This is a genomic window from Chryseotalea sp., assembly GCF_057350905.1.
In genome coordinates, this window is sequence record NZ_JBMRCF010000008.1 from 545,322 (window position 1) to 565,735 (window position 20,414).

General features: G+C 41.3%; 15 protein-coding genes and 1 tRNA gene. 7 read left to right on the plus strand and 9 right to left on the minus strand.

What is annotated here, in order from left to right; translation table 11 throughout:
* Positions 1-175 precede the first annotated feature (175 nt).
* The 5 genes from ACO1XM_RS10890 to serS all read right to left on the minus strand — a co-directional run bounded on the left by ACO1XM_RS10890 (position 176) and on the right by serS (position 8,739).
* On the minus strand, positions 176-2,431 hold the full coding sequence (locus ACO1XM_RS10890; RefSeq protein ID WP_486228779.1) for a SulP family inorganic anion transporter: 2,256 nt from the start codon (positions 2,429-2,431) through the stop codon (positions 176-178).
* A gap of 31 nt (positions 2,432-2,462) precedes the next feature.
* The gene (locus ACO1XM_RS10895; protein WP_486228781.1) at positions 2,463-4,331 is read right to left on the minus strand and encodes a proton-conducting transporter transmembrane domain-containing protein; all 1,869 of its coding nucleotides are present in this window, start codon (positions 4,329-4,331) and stop codon (positions 2,463-2,465) included.
* 3 nt (positions 4,332-4,334) lie between these two features.
* Complete coding sequence (locus tag ACO1XM_RS10900) at positions 4,335-6,821, minus strand: YbcC family protein (protein WP_486228783.1); 2,487 nt, start codon at positions 6,819-6,821, stop codon at positions 4,335-4,337.
* Positions 6,822-6,960: 139 nt separating this feature from the next.
* The gene (locus tag ACO1XM_RS10905) at positions 6,961-7,314 is read right to left on the minus strand and encodes a hypothetical protein (protein ID WP_486228785.1); all 354 of its coding nucleotides are present in this window, start codon (positions 7,312-7,314) and stop codon (positions 6,961-6,963) included.
* Positions 7,315-7,464: 150 nt separating this feature from the next.
* Positions 7,465-8,739, minus strand: a complete 1,275-nt coding sequence (serS, locus tag ACO1XM_RS10910) for a serine--tRNA ligase (RefSeq protein ID WP_486228787.1) — start codon at positions 8,737-8,739, stop codon at positions 7,465-7,467.
* Between the two features lie 228 nt (positions 8,740-8,967).
* On the opposite strand from serS, the gene rho reads away from it, so the two are divergent.
* The gene (gene rho / locus ACO1XM_RS10915; RefSeq protein WP_486228789.1) at positions 8,968-10,608 is read left to right on the plus strand and encodes a transcription termination factor Rho; all 1,641 of its coding nucleotides are present in this window, start codon (positions 8,968-8,970) and stop codon (positions 10,606-10,608) included.
* A 69-nt stretch (positions 10,609-10,677) separates the two neighbouring features.
* On the opposite strand, the gene ACO1XM_RS10920 is transcribed toward rho, so the two are convergent.
* The gene (locus ACO1XM_RS10920; protein ID WP_486228791.1) at positions 10,678-11,118 is read right to left on the minus strand and encodes a nuclear transport factor 2 family protein; all 441 of its coding nucleotides are present in this window, start codon (positions 11,116-11,118) and stop codon (positions 10,678-10,680) included.
* Positions 11,119-11,309: 191 nt separating this feature from the next.
* Here ACO1XM_RS10920 and ACO1XM_RS10925 point away from each other — a divergent pair, with 191 nt between their 5' ends.
* Positions 11,310-13,316 (plus strand): tetratricopeptide repeat-containing sensor histidine kinase, encoded by a 2,007-nt coding sequence (locus tag ACO1XM_RS10925; protein ID WP_486228793.1) that lies wholly within the window; start codon positions 11,310-11,312, stop codon positions 13,314-13,316.
* On the opposite strand, the gene ACO1XM_RS10930 is transcribed toward ACO1XM_RS10925, so the two are convergent.
* Together ACO1XM_RS10930 and ACO1XM_RS10935 are read right to left on the minus strand one after the other, a co-directional pair.
* Positions 13,313-14,467, minus strand: coding sequence for a hypothetical protein (locus ACO1XM_RS10930; protein WP_486229555.1), 1,155 nt, complete (start codon positions 14,465-14,467; stop codon positions 13,313-13,315). The genes ACO1XM_RS10925 and ACO1XM_RS10930 overlap by 4 nt on opposite strands.
* Positions 14,418-15,674, minus strand: coding sequence for a DEAD/DEAH box helicase (locus tag ACO1XM_RS10935; protein ID WP_486228795.1), 1,257 nt, complete (start codon positions 15,672-15,674; stop codon positions 14,418-14,420). Before ACO1XM_RS10935 ends, ACO1XM_RS10930 begins: the two co-directional genes overlap by 50 nt.
* Before the next feature lie 25 nt (positions 15,675-15,699).
* On the opposite strand from ACO1XM_RS10935, the gene ACO1XM_RS10940 reads away from it, so the two are divergent.
* The 3 genes from ACO1XM_RS10940 (at position 15,700) to ACO1XM_RS10950 (ending at position 18,357) form a co-directional block, all read left to right on the plus strand.
* A complete protein-coding gene (locus ACO1XM_RS10940) occupies positions 15,700-17,040 on the plus strand; it encodes a dihydroorotase (protein WP_486228797.1) in 1,341 nt (446 codons plus the stop codon).
* A 74-nt stretch (positions 17,041-17,114) separates the two neighbouring features.
* Positions 17,115-17,190 (plus strand) — tRNA-His (locus ACO1XM_RS10945).
* A gap of 309 nt (positions 17,191-17,499) precedes the next feature.
* The gene (locus ACO1XM_RS10950; RefSeq protein ID WP_486228799.1) at positions 17,500-18,357 is read left to right on the plus strand and encodes a dienelactone hydrolase family protein; all 858 of its coding nucleotides are present in this window, start codon (positions 17,500-17,502) and stop codon (positions 18,355-18,357) included.
* Positions 18,358-18,433: 76 nt separating this feature from the next.
* On the opposite strand, the gene ACO1XM_RS10955 is transcribed toward ACO1XM_RS10950, so the two are convergent.
* Positions 18,434-18,814: an SWIB/MDM2 domain-containing protein gene (locus ACO1XM_RS10955; protein WP_486228801.1), complete on the minus strand. Its 381-nt coding sequence runs from the start codon at positions 18,812-18,814 to the stop codon at positions 18,434-18,436.
* A 434-nt stretch (positions 18,815-19,248) separates the two neighbouring features.
* Here ACO1XM_RS10955 and ACO1XM_RS10960 point away from each other — a divergent pair, with 434 nt between their 5' ends.
* A complete protein-coding gene (locus tag ACO1XM_RS10960) occupies positions 19,249-20,040 on the plus strand; it encodes a HipA family kinase (protein ID WP_486228803.1) in 792 nt (263 codons plus the stop codon).
* The gene (locus ACO1XM_RS10965) at positions 20,018-20,404 is read left to right on the plus strand and encodes a DUF3037 domain-containing protein (RefSeq protein ID WP_486228805.1); all 387 of its coding nucleotides are present in this window, start codon (positions 20,018-20,020) and stop codon (positions 20,402-20,404) included. The genes ACO1XM_RS10960 and ACO1XM_RS10965 overlap by 23 nt, the downstream gene beginning before the upstream one ends.
* The last annotated feature ends 10 nt before the right edge of the window (positions 20,405-20,414 follow it).

The window sequence follows — 20,414 nt, forward strand, 5'->3', positions numbered from 1 at the left end:
ACATCAAAATTATTTATAAAACACTAATATGAAATAGCTATTTGACTATCGGCTGATTGTCTTGATAGAAAATAATAATGCTTAAACAGGAGCACCTCAGCATACTGAAGTGCCCTGCTTGCATTTTTCTGTTGTTCGTTAAATTAGGCAGCCAGGTAATAACCAATTAGATTCTTCATCGCTTAGCCATACCGTTAGATTCTTGAAGTAAATCCTGTTTTGCTTGAATGGCTTCTACAAGACCATTGATTCTCAAAATCAATTCAATGATTTCAACTGGTTCAAGCACATCATGTTTGGTGTACACCAGCAATTTATTGCGGTGCGACTCAATATGCATATCCTCATGCTCTTCCAAAAAAGATAATAATTCAGGATGAAAAAATTTTCTCGTACTCATCTCATCATCGCTACGCAAATAGTACATTCTTGAAAAACGTTCGTGGTCTTTGAAGTCAATGTCTTTACCGAAGGTGACTTCAGAAAACTTAGTCCACATGCGTTCTGGCTCTAATGCAAAGTCAGGAATAGCAAAATCAAGATCAGAGAGATGAATTATAGTCATTTTTGATTCTTCCATGGCTGCACCAGCACCTTCTGTAAGCGTAATGTCAGAAATTTCCATCTTACCATTAACATCATACTTCGATAGCAGATTCTCTTCGTACAATATCCTTTTACCTTTTTCGATAGGGAAATCCTTGTATTTGGCCATGTTGCGTAAAGTCGTGGGATAAAAGGCGAACTCGTGTTCTTCGGCAAAGTCACGCAAAACCATCTGTCTGTCGTTGAGTTTAAACTCCATCCTGTTGAGCAGACCTGCAGAAAACACGCGGGTGGAGAGCGGGTGCTCTGAATGTGTTTTGTGTTTACCTATGCCTTGTATGGTTATATGCCCACCGGTTGCATGATAATCTTCTTCAAAATGATGCAGGTGTTCTAAGAAGGTGTGATCAATAATTTTTGCTTCAGAGAAATTAAATGTCAGGTTCTTTCCAGGTTTAATACCTTCTAGCACTTTTTTGAAACTTAAGTAATTAGAGAAAATGGCTGCGCCCTTAACCTTAATCACATAATCACCACTTTGTTCTTCTATGGTAACATTCGAACGAAATAAGCCTTTTACAGAAGCGCCTCTTAAAATGTGCAGTATGAATTTCATCAAAACACCTGCAAAAATCCCTAGAAGTAAATCGCTCGCCAGTGTTACAACAATTGTAGTTACAAATATGATTAGCTGATCCCAGCCAATTTTCCAGGTCTTCTGAAATTCGCGTGGTGATGCCAAGCGAAAGCCTGTATAAATTAGCATGGCCGCCAGGGCAGCATTGGGTATAAGTTCAATCAGTGGGGCCGCTAAAGCAACAAACACCAAAAGAAATAAACCATGAAAGAAATTTGACCATCGCGTTTTAGCGCCATTGTTAATATTCGCAGATGAACGAACAATTTCTGATATCATAGGTAAACCCCCGATAAGACCTGCCGCCAGGTTTCCTGCACCCACCGCTAGTGTGTCTTTATTTAAATCAGATTTTCTTTTAAATGGATCGAGAATGTCGATGGCCTTAGCACTTAAGATTGACTCAAGGCTGCCAACCAATGCAAACATGATAATGTACTTAATAGAAGTCAGTGAGAATATTTCGCTGAAATCAGGAAAACTTATTCCGCCTAAGAAAGTATCGGGCAATTGAACAAGCAAGTTATCAGGAATAATATGGTAACTGATGGTTGCAAGTGAATAATCGTGCTCATGTTGAAAATCATAATAAAGACCCAACGGTATGGCTATTAGCAAAACCAACATTGGGGCGGGAATTAATTTAATAAATCTGTTTTTAAAAGTAGGTAAGGTGAAGAGGATAATTAAACTGATGATCCCGATAAAAGCCACCTCAGGATTCATATTGGCCAACATGTAAGGAATGTCTGCCAATAATTCTAAAGGTTCTTTACCACGTGCCTGTTCACCAAACAATACGGGCAGTTGTTTAGAGATGATAATAATACCAATGGCTGCCAACATACCATGCACCGCTGAAGCAGGGAAAAAATCACCCAGCTTGCCGGCTTTAAATAATCCGAAAAGAATTTGAATAATAGATGCGATCACAATGACAGCCAGCGTTAGCTGATAACCCTTCATGTTATCACCACGACCTAACTCTTCAACTGCACCCACTGAAATGGCAATAAGACCAGCTGCAGGACCCTTAATAGTAATGCGAGAGCCCATAAAAAGGGAAACGAAAAGACCACCAATTATGGCGGTGTAAATACCGGCTATCGGAGGAAAGCCCGATGCTTTAGAAATAGCCAGACATAAAGGCATGGCAATTAAAAATATTAAGAATCCCGAGACCATATCTGATCTCCAGTTTTCTTTCAGGCCTTGTAGACCGTCTTTAGGAACAATTATACTTTTCATATAAATAAATGCTTTTAAGTTTTTTTAAATACTAGGAAGAACGATAGGCCATTTCGTGAATTGACTTAACATGAGGCCCCATAAAAACACGGGCATACATTCTGATCAGGGCCAGACCATCAATGATGAAACTAAGCGCAACGATAAAGGCGAGCACAAACTGATCGTCATGGATATGACTGAAGATTAAATCCTCTCCTATAAAAGTCGGTGTAATGGGAAAGCCGGCAAGACCTAAACAAGCCAATAAAAAAGTAAAGGCAATTCTAGGATGTTCATAGGCATAGCCATAGAATCGTTCAAGATCTACAAGAGGCTCCAGCATTTTTAATCGAAGTATGGCCAGATAACCCAATACACCAGAAACAATTATCCCGCTGAGGTAAATCAATAAGTGATCATAGCTGAAATGCTCATTGAAAGAAATTGCCAACGCTATCATAAAATGGTTTGCTACAATCAACAACAAGGTCAGCTGAACATTCTTTCTTTTAGTAAAAGCTTTAAACACCATGATTAATCCTATCAAACCAAAAGCATACGGAAGTGATTTATTTAACAAATCGGGAATTGATTGCTTATAGATTACTGCCAGTACACCTGTTGCACCAGCTGTAAAAAGAAAAATCAAAACACCCCTTACTTGTAAAAACTCCAGACGGTTGCCAGCCCACTTAATGGGTTTCCATAGGTAGCGATGCAGCAAAGTGTCAAGATTCCATTCTTTCAGGCACAGCATATAGATTGTATACTCTAACTTTTTAGGTAACGAATCCTCAATGGTATGTTGGCGAGGAATAAAATTGTAAAACTGCTCGCGTATCAAATAACTAACCACTGATGGTGAAACCAATAACTGATAGGTTCTCAAAAAAGCATTCCCTGCAAAATGAATGAGTGCCAGATTATCGAAGCCTGCTGCCACTTCAATAAATATTAAACCAATCTGAGCGATTGAGGCATAAGCTATCTGACTTTTAACAGATGACTGTACCCTGGCAATACCGGTAGCAATCAGGCTGGTGGTCAAGCCCACAGCTCCGATGAGTATCCTGATAAATAGTTGATGTTCCCAAAAATGAAAAGTGCGCAACAATACGAACACACCAATGTGCACAGACAATGATCCATAGAAAATTGCGCTGGAAGGTGTTGGTCCTTCCATTGCTCTAGGCAACCATGATGAAAAAGGAAGCTGTGCCGATTTAGCTGCTGCTGAAATTAAGATCATCAATGAAACCAGAATACCAACCAATGCATGTGTTTGCAATTGTGCATTCACTAATGCTTCGTTATTAAATTCAACGAACGTAATATTCTGCCCCCACAGGTGATGGCTTAACCACATGGCTAAAATCAAACCAACATCCGCAATTCTATAAATAGAAAATACTTTTACTGCATTCTTCACTGGTAAGTACCTGTCTCTGTAAAATGCAATCAGCAAGAAGGATGATATGCCAAGAATTTCCCAACCAATAAATAGTGTCTCCAGATTTCCTGATAGTACTACAATGGTGTAGCCGAGATAAAAGAAAAGTACGGTATTAAAAAAACGTTTGTATCCTTCTTCTCTGTGTAAGTAGTAGCGACTATAGATGGTTACTAAAAAAGTAAGTATAGAACCAACCATTAAGTAAACGGCTGCCACTTTATCAAAACAGAAATCAATCAGAAATTCATAATTGGCAGATTGAAAAACAACGAAGTCACGCAAGTTTAGCGTTACATGCCCCTGCATGATCCAGACTACAATAAATAATGTAACCAGCAGTGCGTTCAGGCCAACTGTTATAAACGCTATTCTTGAGAGCAATGCTTCTTTGGCGGATGGTGCCAGTAAACTACCCAAAAATCCTACTAAGGGAATGGCTATAAAAATTTGCAAATAGATTTCCATAGCTTAAGCAATTAGGTATACCGGTAAATTTTCCTGATGTGTTTCCATCAGTAATTCTAGATCACTAACAACATCGGGGCCGTAGCTTAATTGTTTGTGTAGATGCAACTCACCATCCCTGAAGACAAATATTTTCTTGGTGTCCGGGTGCATGACAGCAAGGTTTACCCAGTTATTAATAAACCATTCGTAAGTTTCACTATTACGCTGAATGGTTTCCAATACAACTTCAGGGTAATGCTGAACCACAATTAATAGGCGCACCGGGTCGTGTACTTCAATCATCTGACTTGGAAGGCCCGGACGTAAATCACCATCAATGCCATTCGCCACGCCAAACAAACCCATTACATTATGAGGAAGTTTAGTGCCCGCGCCCAGTTTCTGATTATCAACGCGAGAAAAATAATACTCAAGGTTAATACCTCCACACACAGGTGCTGCGGCCTTCAAAATAGAAAACAAATACTTGCCCTGCGGATCAATTCGATAGTCGTAGGAGTTTAAGAAAGCGCGCCTATCCAAAAATAAACCTCTCGTTAAAGACCTATCACCAACAATGCAAAGTGCATTGGTAGCATGATTCAGTTCAGGTCTTGGCTCAAACAATGATACTGAACGTAAACGCACTTTATCATGTACGGTCTCAGGACTTAAGGCAGAGTTTATGATTTCAAATCTTCTCGAGCGTTCCTTCGCATTATGATCGAGAGCAATTGAAAATAATTGCTCGTGGCGTGTGTGATTCAATTTGTTGTCATCCGATAATGACGCTTCGTCAAAAAACACAACCTCATCTCTGGTAGTGTCATGCAATGCGCCTACAAATTGCGTAGTGTCTGGAATTTCAATTCCACGACCTGCAAGAATATTTCTAACCTGCCTATGGTTTGCCATGTGGCATATCACCCTTGCGTTTACAGATCCTGGTCGGCCAGAGCATGCACCACAATCGTAAGCTGCAAAGTGTGGATTGTTAACACTGCTCGATCCATGTCCTACAACGTATACGATAGACGCAAAATCCTTTACAAGCCCTATGCTGGAAAGTAGACCCTCAACACGATTGGCCATATCCTCTACGCTGAAGCCAACTTGCAAATCATTTTCTCTATGGTTAGGGTTATGGTTTTCGATGGTCAGTTTAGAAAACTTATCCATGTGCCGGAATGAAGTGGCCGTTGCCGGACTTACTGAGGGTCTGAAAATATTAATAAACAACTTTATGGCAGACCAAAAGCCAAGTGTTTGTGTAATCAACCAACCCCTGAAAAGCGAATGCGTTTGTTTAGTAAAGTGCGGATCCTTCTGTTGCTTGCTTCTCCCTTCAATTTCCTTAATAAGGTATTTAGGAGTAACTGGTGCAGGGCAAAGTTTCGTAAGGAATTTACCATGCTCTGGTTTGTAAAAAAACTCTACACCAAAAAAACCTGGTGTGCCAAAAGTCTGACAAGTCGGGTCAAATTTTTCCAGGTAACGTCTGATGGAGCATTCGCGATCATCTATGCAAAACATAGCCTGAAAACTTCGGCCAATTTTTTCTGATATCTGCTCCTGTTTTTGAAGACCACCCAATACAGCATTATAGTAAGTCCATTCATAGGCTTCCTGAAACATCATTGTTGCCTCATGCAAGTCACGCGTTGGAACCTTATCAAACAGTTCAAGTGGCCTGTTGGTAATGCTCTTACCCAAGGGCTTCCAGCTATCGCCAAGTTGATGCATAACAGCATCTAATTCCAATAACAACTCAAAGCTTATTAAATCATGAATTGAAATTTTTCTATGATCGAGCAGTGTATCTGGATTATCTTCAATGGCAGAGACCATGCCGGACCAACCCTGATGTGCAAATTGCTGATCATACAGATAATGTTCATACAATGTTGGATCACCGATAAGTTTATCTAGCAGAAATTCAATGCCACACTTACCATCTAAGAGTAACTGCTTCACATATTTTGTTTTAAAAAAACTTGTAAAGCTTGCTCGCTCCATCTCTCTGATGGACGACAAAAATCCTTTATGCCACACCGGGAAATTCCACATAGCAATGCCCTGATCAAGGTAACTACACAAAATTCTGAACAGTGTAGGGTGAACCATCGCATCAAGATCAAGGCGATAGGTATTCCGCCAATAAGCACGCACTAGGCCGACCCGCGGGATTTCGGTCTTGTCAAAAGCATCATGCAGAAGTTTTTTCATCCAAAAGTTTACTGCTGTACTTCCTTTTCGGCTAATAATAATCTCGCGTAGCACTTCATCTTTAATTTTGCCAGATGCTAGTAATGCGCGATACTCATCTATAGTCAAGGATGTTTTGTATCCAAATATTTCAGTGGCCTGTTTAATGGCCTCCTGAAATGGAATGTTTTGAAAAGCATGAAGCGTGTTATGATGAATAAAATCTTTTAGCGGAGCTTGTGCTGGCAAAAAGTGTTTTAAACGATGCAGCACCTCATGTTCATGAAAAGTAATTGATTGCACGTTTTCATAATTTTAAGTGAATAAAAAACACAACACCGGTGTTGAACTATTCAACTGTGGAATCGCAGAAATAAAAAATGGCGAATACCGACAAGGCCGGTTACTGGACTGATAGAGAATCAGTCAGTTTTTGTATTCATCAAATTAAGAAAGTACAATGGAGAACACGCAAGGAAGGTTCTTGTGCGTGTTGAGAAGCTGCGCTGAACTGTAGCGGATAGCGTATGGAAAAAAGCCGTTCACAAAATGAAGCCGAGAAATCAATTAAAGCAAAGGCAAAAAGCTTATCGTGCTTTTCTTCTTCTGTCTCTTTTTCAGTTTTCTCAAATAAAGAAGTAAGTGTGGAGGGAGCACTGTGTTTATGGAAAACCACCCCTTGCGCAATGGCTATTTGTTCTTCATCCCCCTGACTAACGAAAATGGCCCCAAGTAACTGAAAGCAGAATAGTATGAGCACAGATCGTATCAGATATTTAGATGTCCGTATTGCCATACTTTATTTAACAGTACAAAGGTCTGCTATTTTTATTGAATTCTGCAAATGATACAAGCTACTCCCCAAAAGTAACCTCAAACGAGCCTCGCAACTACATGATAATTATCATTTTAGTATCCTGCAATCGAAGTAGTCTACTTAGCCAGTCTAGTTAATAATATCAAATCTGGTGTAAGGCACAAGCACCTTTGGCACCAGGATTCCATCTTTAGTCTGGTTGTTTTCTAATATGGCAGCCACAATTCTGGGTAAGGCAAGCGCACTACCATTTAAGGTGTGCAAAAGTTGTGTTTTGCCTTCTTTGTTTTTATAGCGCAACTTCAATCGGTTGGCTTGATAGGTTTCAAAGTTGCTTACAGAGCTGACTTCTAACCACCGCTTTTGCGCAGCTGCATATACTTCCATATCAAAAGTAATGGCACTGTTCACCCCCATGTCGCCACCACACAGTAAAAGTTTGCGATAAGGCAATTCTAGTTTTTCCAGCAGACTTTGCACATATAAGCACATCTCCTCCAATGCTTCATATGATTCTTCAGGTTTTCTTATCTGAACAATCTCTACCTTATCAAATTGATGCAAGCGATTCAGGCCGCGCACGTGTGCTCCCCAGCTACCAGCTTCACGCCTGAAACAAGGAGTATAACCTACATTCTTAATTGGTAAATCATTTTCATTTACCATCACATCGCGATATAGGTTTGTGATGGGCACTTCAGCCGTTGGTATCAAGTACAGGTTGTCGGCTGTGGCATGGTACATCTGCCCCTCTTTATCTGGCAGCTGGCCTGTTCCATAACCGCTGGCTTCATTCACGACAATGGGTGGTTGTATTTCACGGTAGCCTTGTTTCTCGGCCTCATCTAAAAAAAAGTTAATGAGGGCGCGCTGCAATTTTGCTCCCTTACCTTTATAAACCGGGAAACCGGCACCGGCTATTTTTATCCCTAATTCAAAATCAATGATATCATACTTCTTAATTAGGTCCCAATGCGGCACGGCATCATCAACCAAGGTTTGTGGTGTACCGAAAGTATGTACTGTAATGTTATCTTCCGCACTTTTACCGGCTGGTACTTTTTCAGCAGGCACGTTAGGGATAGCATACAATAATTTCTGCAAGTCCTCCTCAATCGTATTGAGCATTGGGCCCAATTCAGTTGTTTGCTTTTTCAACTCAGCCGTGCGGTTCTTCAACTGCTCAGCCTCCGCTTTATTGCCACTTTTCATCAGGTTTCCAATCTCCTTAGCCAGGCTGTTGCTTTCAGCCAGCATGTCATCCTGTTTGCGCTGCATTTCCTTGCGCTGAACATCCAGTGATAATACTTGGTCTATTGTCTCGCTTATGGTGGTCAACCCACGTTTGCGCAAACCCTCTATTATCTTATCTCTTTGTTCACGAATAACATTTACCTGTAGCATGATTCTTAATTTTAAGGGCTCAAAAATAGCTGATTTTTCGCAGCATAATTTGTTTTGGTTTTAAAATCGCCTATACTTGCAGAGTCAACAGGGTTTTATCCAAAGCCCGTTACTTATAAAGCACCTTTTTGCACTACTCAACCCAAAATCTTAACTAATCTGTTTGCCTCAACCAAAGTGGGGGAACCTTAAGTTTCACATTATCAAACACAACTTTTTTAATATCACATGTACACTATTGACGATCTGAATGTCAGACTTCTTTCTGAGTTGAAAGAAATTGCCGAGGGTATGGGCGTAAAAAATGCCAAGAAACTAGGTAAGCAAGAACTCATCTACAAAATTCTTGACGAACAGGCGGCCAAGCCTGAAGATGCCCCTAAAAAGGAAGCAAGTGAAACAGGTAAACGCCCCCGAAGAAGGGAAAACGTAGCACCTACCAAACCTGAAGAAAAAGAGTTAACAGCAGACGAGTTACTCCAATCCATCGATATAGACCTTGACTCACCTTCAATCACTGCCTTCGATGAAGACATCAAACCAGTAACCTTCGAAGCAGAGAAAGTTGTAGCACCACAGGTTACAACCAACGAAGACAAACCACGTGAGGAGCGACCGGCCAGAGAAGACAGGGCACCACGTGAGGAGCGCCAGCCAAGAGAAGAGCGTCAGCCGCGTGAAGAACGTGGACCTCGCCCAGAACGCGAACCACGCGATGAGAGAGCACAACAACTCAAAAACTCCATACGTGAATTTGATGGTGCCATTGCCAATGAAGGCGTTCTCGAAATTATGCAAGATGGCTACGGCTTTTTACGCTCCAGCGATTACAATTACTTAGCCAGCCCCGATGATATCTATGTATCTCCTTCTCAAATAAAACTTTTCGGATTAAAAACCGGGGATACGATTAAAGGCCTTATCCGCCCGCCTAAAGAAGGTGAAAAATATTTTGCCTTACTAAAAGTCGAATCAGTAAACGGCAAAACAACTGACGAAATCCGCGACCGTGTTGCTTTCGAATATTTAACGCCCCTCTTCCCTGAAGAAAAGCTTAAACTGAGCACTACACACGACAACATGTCGACCCGTATTCTCGATTTGTTCTCACCTATTGGTAAAGGACAGCGTGGTATGATTGTAGCGCAACCAAAAACAGGTAAAACTGTATTGCTTAAAAATATTGCTAACGCCATTGCCCAAAACCATCCGGAAGTCTACCTCTTGATCTTATTGATTGACGAACGTCCTGAAGAAGTTACCGACATGGCTCGCAGCGTAAAAGCAGAGGTAGTCGCTTCTACTTTTGATGAGCAGGCCGATCGCCACGTGAAAGTTGCCAGTATCGTATTGGAAAAAGCCAAGCGTATGGTTGAGTGTGGACATGATGTGGTGATCTTGTTAGACTCTATTACTCGTCTGGCTCGTGCCTACAACACAGTGGTTCCTTCATCTGGTAAAATATTATCAGGTGGTGTGGATGCCAATGCTTTACACAAGCCTAAACGTTTCTTTGGTGCCGCCCGTAAAATTGAAAATGGCGGATCACTTACCATTATTGCCACAGCCCTTATTGAAACAGGTTCTAAAATGGACGAAGTTATCTTCGAAGAATTTAAAGGAACCGGTAACATGGAATTGCAATTAGACCGTAAGCTGGCCAACCGCAGAATTTATCCTGCTATTGATGTACCTGCGTCAGGTACCAGACGTGAAGATTTGTTGATGAAAGAAGAAGAGCTGCAGCGTGTATGGATCTTGCGTAAGTTTATGAGTGACATGAACTCGGTTGAGGCCATGGAATTCTTACAACAGAAAATGAAGGGAACACGTAACAATGAAGAGTTTTTACTCTCTATGAACGGTTAATATTCTTTTCTCACAAAATAAAGAGGTTTTCTACTAAGCGCTGGCCTGTAGAAAACCTCTTTTTCATTGTTAGGGGTGGCGATAAAAGGTTTTACTTACTATTCTCCAGCCTTCGGCAAATTTATAAAGCACTATATAGTCAGTAAAGGTTTTCTTGCCTTCTCTGTATAGTTCAAGTTTAACCGTTGCCGCTGTTCCTGTAATATCAACGGATAAAAACTTTGCTTCAGTGCGTACCGGTTTTGCATCCGGTTTGGCCTCAGCTTTACGTTTTTCAATAGCTGCTATCCAGTCCTCAATAGCAAATGGCTTTACATCATTATCCATCACACGCAACATAGTAAAGCTTGGGTGGAAGCCTTTGCGTATATCCTCCACGTTGCCACTGTTTTGAATGCCCTCAACATAGGCACTGCTGACAACACTTTTTACCAACTCCTCCTCGCTTACCTGCGCATTTGCAACACTAAGCAAAAGCAGGCAGCTGATACCAAGTAAAATACTTTTCATAATAATGGGTTTTTACACAGAAACGTTTAATCCACCACAGGGTTTCATGATGTCAAAAAAGCATCACCGCAACTTTATGATGATAATGATCGGTATTTCAAAAAACATCAAAATCAAAAAACTTATTACATGGAGGCACTATATAATGGACTGATTCCTAATATTTAATACCTTTAAACACAAGTAAACCTATGCCCCCAACACCGATTTTCCGCATGCTCTTGGCTTGCCTGTTGCTTTTTACGCAATGGGCTAACGGACAATCGGGAAAGGTTGACAGCCTAGAGTCAAGGTTATCCCAAACATCAACGGATACGGCAAGACTCACCATTATCAATAAATTGATTCGTTGCTATACGGATAGCAATAATGAACGCACCATTGCACTTGCAAAAGAGGCATTAACACTGGTTGATAAAGCAAGATCTAAAAAAGAAGCCGCTGGCATTTATCTTAACTATGCATTGGCCATAGAGACATTGGGTAAGTACACCGAGAGTATTCTTTACAACGAAAAGGCGCTCGAGCTGTATAGCGAAGCAAATGACAGTGCCAACATATCCATCATCTATAACAACCTGGGCATTGGCTATAATCAAATCGGAGATTACAGCATGGCTGTTCATAACCTTTTATTGGCTATTGAAATAGATGAGGCCTTGAAAGACTCAATCGGATCAAGTTTCGATTACATTAACTTATCGGAAACTTACTATTTCTCTAAAAATTATCAGCTTGCCGAACGGTGGGGTAAAAAGGCATTTAACACAATCAATGCAACGCAAGAAAAATATGGTCTTGCCTACGCTGCTGAAACGTTGGCGCTGGCTTATATTGAATTAGGAAAGTTAGATTCCGCAAGAGCGCTTGTTTCTATTGCCTCAGCTTTAGCTAAAGAGCAAAGTATTGATTATTTAATTTGTCGAAGCGAAAGTCACCTGGGTAGAATTGGTATGAAGGAGGGAAACTATGACCAGGCCCGACTTCATTTTCTGAATGCCCTAAGATTAAGCAAGGATAAATATATCTCTGATGTTCGTTTACCCAGTCTGATTTTATTAGCAGAGACTTACCTTTATCTGAATAAAGAACAAATGGCCCTTGAGCATGCGCAGGAGGCCTATCAGGCAAGTCTAACTGTTAAAAATAAAGTGTGGGCAATGGAAAGCTGCACCATATTGGCCAAGGTTTTTGAAAAGATAAACAAGAACTCCGAGGCTATTAAATATCTTCACCTTGCATCACTTTATAAGGACACCATCCTTGATCAGTCTGTAAGAGGTAGTATTCTTGCCAAGGCCTATAATATCAATCTTGAAAATGAAAAACGAGCTAAACAAAAAGCGCTTGATGGCCTTGAGGAAAAAGACAAGGTGGTGTTGCGTCAACGCTACCTGTTAATCATCGGTGGCATAGCCGTACTCAGTCTGCTTTCTTTTGTTTACCTGATCAGAAAGGCCAGCATAGAAAGAAAAAAGAATAATGAACAATTGATTAGTAATAACATCCAGCTTAATCGATTGAATCAGGAGATCAATGGTTTGATTAACACAATCGTTCATGATCTGAAAGCACCCTTAAATAGTTTGCAGGGAATTTTATACGTATTGGAGCAGGACACCAGCCATAATACTTCTGCCAATGAAATGATCAAACACGGGCATCGTGTAATTGAAGGTGGCCACGAAATAATCAAGGAATTGCTTGAGTTACGCGAACTGGAGGAAAAAACAACAGGCCTGACCATAGAGAACACAAACCTCAAAAAACTGATTGAAGGCATTAAAGAAGAGTACTTACCTTACGCTAAGCAGAAACAAATTGATATTAATACTTTAAGTGATGATGAATTTGTGGGTCTCGACCAGCAGATGGTTAAACGACTCATTGGTAATCTTGTATCCAACGCCATCAAGTATTCTCCTGCAGGGAAACAGGTGCAGCTTGTTGCGAATAAAACTAATCAACTAATTACTTTCGAAGTGGTAGATGAGGGCCAGGGTTTTAGTGAAGCCGATCGTGAGAAGATGTATGAGAAATTTCAAAAGTTGAGCGCCCGACCAACAGCAGGTGAAACTTCTCATGGTTTGGGCTTGGCTATTGTCAAGATCATTATCAATCGGTTAAATGCCAGTATTGAACTTAATAGCGAAAAGGGTAAAGGCTCCAGTTTTGTTATCAAGATTCCGTATAATTAGTCTGATCGCTTCAATTCCGTTCCGTCTTGCGAAACCCGATAAGTATAGGCTGCTTGCGATTTTGAGCGAACGTGATAGAGTTCAATACGAAATCGCTGAATTCCCTTCAACACTTCATTTGACAAATCAATGCTTAGTTCCTGATCCGAACATTCCACGCAGGTGCGTTTAAACAACACTTCTCCGCTCAACTCATTCATGATGAGTAAATCAACATCAGACTTTTTCTTGAAGTTAAGTGGTACACTGGCCACCAGACTAGGCCTTGCCTTGTAAACGCTTGTTGGCCAGAAACCAATTCGCTTTCTATCCAACAATTGCCTGAACTCACCACCCTTAGAAACACCAATGATATCATATACATACGTTCCATGCTGTTGTAGTGTGTCTATATATTGATAGTGGTCAAGACTTTTACCTTGTGCATTCAATTGCAATGCAACTTCCTTCAGTAATTGACCTTTAAACGTTGTGCTTTCTTGCCTATGTACTTCAAAGAAGTTCAGTTCTTCTCTCAGTCTCTCATCTACGCGCCACTGTAGTGTAACTATGTTTTTATCCAGCGTAGCTTGAAACTGCAAAGTGTCCATCGATTTCTGTTTTAACGGATATCCTTTTGGCTTCGTGGATAATTGAATGTCAAAGGAGCAGATGTCTCCTAAGAAGCCATCAATGTTAATCAGGTAGAATTTATTCGCCTCGACAGAATCTATTGTAATATAAGTATCATTCTGATCAGTGAATGATTCGCAGTGCAATAACTTATAAGTGCTGGCCTCACAAGGATTACCCTCGATGACCAGTATTTGTACACCAAACTTTTTCCTGCATTGCTGGCTGCCTACATTTAGAAACAATTTACCTCCAATGGGCGAGCTGAAAGTAAACCACTGATCGTTGTGATAGATCAGGCATTTCTCTGTCAACTTTTTATTAATGCAAGCCCATTCAACAGTAGATTGATCGGTAGTGGATTGAATTGGATCAGCATCGAGTATTAAAAAACTACTTTGGTGTATGCTGTTATTTGATACCTGAGCGCTTAGATTAATGCTCAGGAAAACCACGCACAGTAGCGTAGCTAACCTAAAAAAGTGTGTACTACTTCTTTTTCTTTCTTTCGTGAAAAGCACCTTGGTAGGTAGGGTCATCCTTTTTCTTTTGCCAGTCAATTTCGCGCGCCATGTCCTGCTTTTCTTCCATACTCGCTTCCTCTATCTCAACAGCATCCGGCAATTTTTTTACCGGAATTCTCTGGCGGATTAATTTTTCAATCTTTTGAATATGATAATGTTCAGCAGGATTTACAAATGTAATCGCCTTGCCTTCGCTCAACGCCCTTCCGGTTCGACCAATGCGGTGCACATAATCGTCATACACAATAGGCACGTCAAAATTAATAACGTGCGAAACATCGGTTACGTCAATGCCCCTGGCAGAAACATCGGTAGAGACCAGTATGCGAATGCCCCCATCTTTAAACTCGTACATGGCATTGATGCGTGTATTCTGTCCTTTATTAGAATGAATAACTTTTACAGTGCCCAGGGCTTTACGTTCCAGAAATTTAAAAATGTTATTGGCTGTATCTTTTGTTCTGGTAAATATAATTACGCGGTGAAAATCTTCTTTATCCTCCAATAAATGCAGCAAAAGATTAATCTTTGTTTTAATGTTGGGTACTTCGTATAGCTCCTGCGTTACTTGTATAGAAGTAGTGGCTGGTGGGGTCACTTCAATGCGTACTGGAAATTCCAGAAAATCCTGCGACAGTTTTTCTACGCGTTCTCCAAAGGTGGCAGAGAACAATAAATTTTGTCGCTTGCTGGGAATCACTTCAAAAATTTTTCTTAGTTGAGGCATAAAGCCCATATCCATCATCCGGTCAGCTTCATCCAATACCAAGGTTTTAATTTGCTTAACCGGCAGTTCACCTTTCAGGTAAATTTCCATAAAGCGCCCTGGGGTCGATACCAGAATATCAACGCCATTGGCAATAGCATCTACGTGTGCCTTTATCCCCACACCGCCATACACAGGCACAATACGTAAATCAGTGTACTTGGCAAAATTGTGTGCGTGCTCTGCTAATTGTACTACCAATTCCTTTGTTGGAGCCAATATAACCGCACGGGGTTCTGTGCCTTGTGCGTACTTTACTTTCATCATCAACGGTAGCATATAGGCTGCAGTTTTACCTGTACCCGTCTGGGCAATGCCAATCACATGCTGACCACCTTGTATTACAGGTATCGCTTTTTGTTGAATTTCTGTGGGGGTTTCAAAGCCCAAATCAGCCACTGCATTAAGCAGTTGTTTATTCAGATTAAATATTGAAAAGCTTGTAATGGCTGACACGTTTTGGTTTTACCTTTATGACGTTATGAAAAAAACTCTGATTCTAAACGCGAATATAGTCAACGAAGGTAAGGTATGGCAGGGCGATCTGCTTATTAAAGGCGAGCGTATCGAAAAAACAGGTAATAATCTTACTTCCGAACAAGCCGATTCCATTATTGATGCAAAAGGGAAGTATTTGATGCCTGGCGCTATTGATGATCAAGTGCACTTTCGGGAGCCGGGTCTTACACACAAAGCCAATATTTTTTCTGAGTCGAGGGCTGCCGTTGCAGGCGGTGTTACTAGTTTTATGGAGATGCCCAATACCAGTCCGCCAACTTTCACACAAAGTTTATTGGAGGATAAGTATAAGATTGCCTCACATTCCTCTCTGGCCAATTATTCATTTTTTCTTGGTGCTTCTAATGATAACTTAGAAGAAGTGATGAAGACAAATCTTCAGGAGGTTTGTGGACTGAAAATTTTTATGGGTTCCTCCACTGGCAATCTCTTGGTTGATAGTCCTCAAACGCTTGAAGCCATTTTCTCGCGCTTTCCTGGTTTAATTGCCACTCATTGCGAAGACGAACCAACCATTCGCAAAAACCTGGAGGACGCAAAAGCACAGTATGGTGAAGAAGTACCCATTGCGCAGCATCCCATCATCCGCAGTGAAGAGGCCTGCTATCTTTCCTCTTCAATGGCTGTGGAACTTGCTAAAAAGCATGGCACTCAATTGCACATTTTGCACATCTCCACCGCTAAGGAGTTAGCCTTGTTTGATGGCAGCATTCCTTTAGAAAAAAAGAAAATTACTGCAGAAGCCTGTGTACATCATTTATGGTTTAATGATGCCGACTATGAAAAACTGGGTACGTTAATTAAATGGAATCCTGCGATAAAAAAAGCAAGCGACCAACAAGCGATATTGGCGGCTGTTCTATCCAACAAAATAGATGTGATCGCGACTGATCATGCTCCCCACCTCCTGGAAGAAAAGCAACAAAGCTATTTTAAAGCACCTTCTGGCGGACCCTTGGTGCAGCATAGTGTGGTGGCCATGCTTGAAATGTACCACCAAGGTAAAATTTCGATTGAGCGTGTGGTGGAGAAAATGGCGCATAACCCCTCCATTTTGTTCAGAATTAAAGACCGTGGTTTTATACGCGAAGGGTACTTTGCCGATTTAGTACTCGTAGACATCGATAATCCCTGGACAGTTGAAAAGAAAAATATCCTGGCAAAATGCGACTGGTCGCCTTTTGAGGGACAAAGTTTCAAGTCAATGGTCACCCATACTTTTGTTTCTGGCTACCTGGCCTATGAAAATGGTATGATAAATAACGGCCAAATGGGACAAAGACTGCTATTTGACAGAAAGTAGGTTTGGCAAATTTCGATCGACTGGCTACATTTGCAACCCAATTGAGGCTTTCGGTCAGGAACCTCAGTTTTTATGGTGGATGTAGCTCAGTTGGTTAGAGCACCAGATTGTGATTCTGGGGGTCGCGGGTTCGAGCCCCGTCTTTCACCCAAAAAAAGGTTGTCAGCATTGACAGCCTTTTTTTATTACCTCAATTTCTGCACATCCAATTTGCCAGAGCATAACAATTCCTTCTCTGCGAAAATTGGTGAGTTCTGTTGCAAAAATTACTGATTATTTAAACGAAGATACTGAGCATTCCGGCAGTAGATGGGAGGGTTGCGGTTCGAGCTCCATATTTCATCCTTAAAAATTTCCGCATAAATGAGGGATACTTTTATTTTCCACCTGTCACAAAGCCGTGGTTTTGTTGTTATAAAAGCGTTAAATCGTTTAACCTAACATCTAAACACAACACCCATGGATCAACGCATTATCAATTTATTTGACGAGTACACGCATAAACCGCTAACACGCGAAGAGTTTCTAAAAAAGCTTGCCATACTCACAGGCAGTACCGCTGCCGCACTAACTGTATTACCCCTCCTGGAGGTAAACTATGCTCACGCAGCCACGATTGGCCCGGAAGACGACCGCATTACAACCGAATACATCAATTACAATGTAGATGGCGTTGTCATGCGAGGTTACCTGGCCAGACCTAAAAAGAAAGGTAAATATCCTGCTGTTGTAGTAATCCATGAAAACCGTGGACTCAACCCACACACTGAAGACGTTACAAGGCGTTTTGCCTCCGAGGGTTTTATTGCTTTAGCACCCGATGCACTCTCTCCTTTGGGTGGTGCCCCTGCGGATGCAGACAAAGCCCGTGAGCTTTTTCAGAAATTGGATGCAAGCAAAAACACACAAAATTTTGTAGGCGCTTTCGATTTTCTAAGAGAATTAAAAGGCTGTAACGGAAAGTTTGCTTGCATCGGATTCTGCTGGGGTGGGGCTATGGCCAATACCCTGGCTGTAAATGTGCCTGATCTTTTAGCTGCGGCACCTTTTTATGGAAGACAACCAGACGCTGCTGATGTGCCTAAAATTAAAGCAGCAATGCAATTGCATTATGCGGAGAAAGATGAGCGCGTAAATGCAGGTATTGCCGCTTACGAAGAAGCGCTAAAGAAAGCCAACATAGTTTACGAGGTACACATGTACATGGGTGCACAGCATGCTTTCTTTAACGACAGCGCACCAACACGCTACAACGAAGAAGCCGCCAAGCTGGCCTGGAGTCGTGTGCTTACTTTCTTTGGAGAAAAATTGAAGTAAATTCTTAAACCCCTATAAAAACAAAAGCGCAAGTCTCTCCAACTTGCGCTTTCTTTTTTTGCCTGATAGTGCAGAATTACTTCACGTTGTTGTTCACAACTTTAGCTAATTCGAACATAGAGATTTGCTTCTTGCCAGCGAATAAAGCCTTAAGCTTCTCATCAGCATTGATCATACGTCTGTTCTTGCTATCCTGAAGTTTGTTCTTCTTGATGTACTCCCAGATTTTTTTGATGATCTGAGTTCTTGGTAGGCCTTTGTTACCTACAACAGCTGCCAGGTTTGCGCTAGGAGTTAATGCTGCCATGAAAGCTGCATTAGGTTTTCTCTTCGCAGCCTTCTTAGCTACTTTTTTGGCAGCCTTCTTAGCTACCTTCTTTACTACTTTCTTAGCAGCTTTCTTCGCTACTTTTTTGGCTGCTTTTTTTGCAACCTTTTTACTTGCCTTTTTTGCCATAGCTCAAGTGGTTTGTGATGATAAAAGTTATTTGTTTAAAAAATATCGTACGTTTTCTCCTTCTGTTTTGCTCATGTTTTCTCTCAGGCGATCAAGATAACCGATGCACAGAATGGCATACTGGGCTTAAAAATAGATGGGCGTTTTAAATTATCCTAATTTTCCCTCGTAATACATTACAATTCCCCTAGGGAAACAGACTCTTTTCATCATGTTTTCCCTAGGGAAATGCGTGATTTCCCCTAGAGAAAATGCAGTGAACATCCTTAATCCTCTAGGGAAATTGATCTTTTCAAGTCAACTATTCTTCAATAATCAAATAACCAAAAGACAAGCAGGCAACTTAATTGTTGCTAAAAAATGCGATTTCCCCTAGGGAAATGCTTTTAATTGTATTTTAGGCGATTGATTTACCCCAAGGAAAATCGCAATACATGAAGGAACTGAGTCAGGCCATACGAAGTATTAATGTAACACGCTATGTTACACCCTTGCGTGAAGGGGGGTCGCTTCCTGCCTTGGTAGAAGCAGATGATCAATTTCTTTATGTGCTGAAATTCAGAGGTGCCGGTCAGGGTGCAAAGGCTTTAATCGCAGAACTATTAGGGGGAGAAATAGCACGCACGCTTGGTCTGAGGGTACCTGAAATTGTTTTTGCCAACCTCGATAGTGCCTTCGGGCGCATAGAGGGTGATGAGGAAATTCAGGATTTGCTAAAAGCAAGCACGGGTTTAAACCTTGGCCTGCATTACTTGTCCGGGTCAATTACTTTTGATCCGCTGGCAGTTTCCATTGATAGTCTTCTCGCATCGCAAATCGTTTGGCTTGATGCACTCTTACTCAATGTAGACCGCACCGTCAGAAATACCAATATGCTCTGGTGGAACAAGGAGCTGTGGCTTATCGACCATGGAGCAGCCTTGTATTTTCATCACAGCTGGCAAGACTGGGAAAATCCAAAACGCCCCTTCGCAAAAATTAAAGACCATGTATTATTACCAACAGCTGATCAGTTAGATGAAGTAAATAATGCTTTTCGGCAGCGCTTAAGTGCAGATAAAATAAGACATATTGTTTCGCTCATTCCTGCCGAATGGCTAAACGATGCAGCCTTTGAAACTCCGGAAGCGAACCGCGCTGCCTATGCAGCTTTTCTGGAAAATCGAATTGCCAATGCTGAATTTTTTGTAAACGAAGCCAAACATGCAAGAGCATCACTTATTTGAATATGCTGTAGTAAGGGTGGTTCCTCGTGTAGAACGCGAGGAGTTTATTAACGTTGGTGTTATACTGCTTTGTGCAAAGCAAAAATTTCTTTCGTGCTTATTAGAGTTGAACGAGGAACGCCTTAAGTCCCTCTGCACCTCAATAGATATTGAAGAGGTCAGCACACACATGCAATCATTTGACCGTATTTGTAGAGGAGGCAAGGCAGGTGGGCCGATAGGTGTACTACCCCTGGCCGAACGCTTCCGTTGGCTTACGGCCAGCAGGAGTACTGTTGTGCAATGTTCGCAGGTACATCCAGGTTTGTGTGATGACCCGGATGCAACCCTTAAACGCTTATTCGAACAATTGGTAAAAACATAAATCTGTGTTC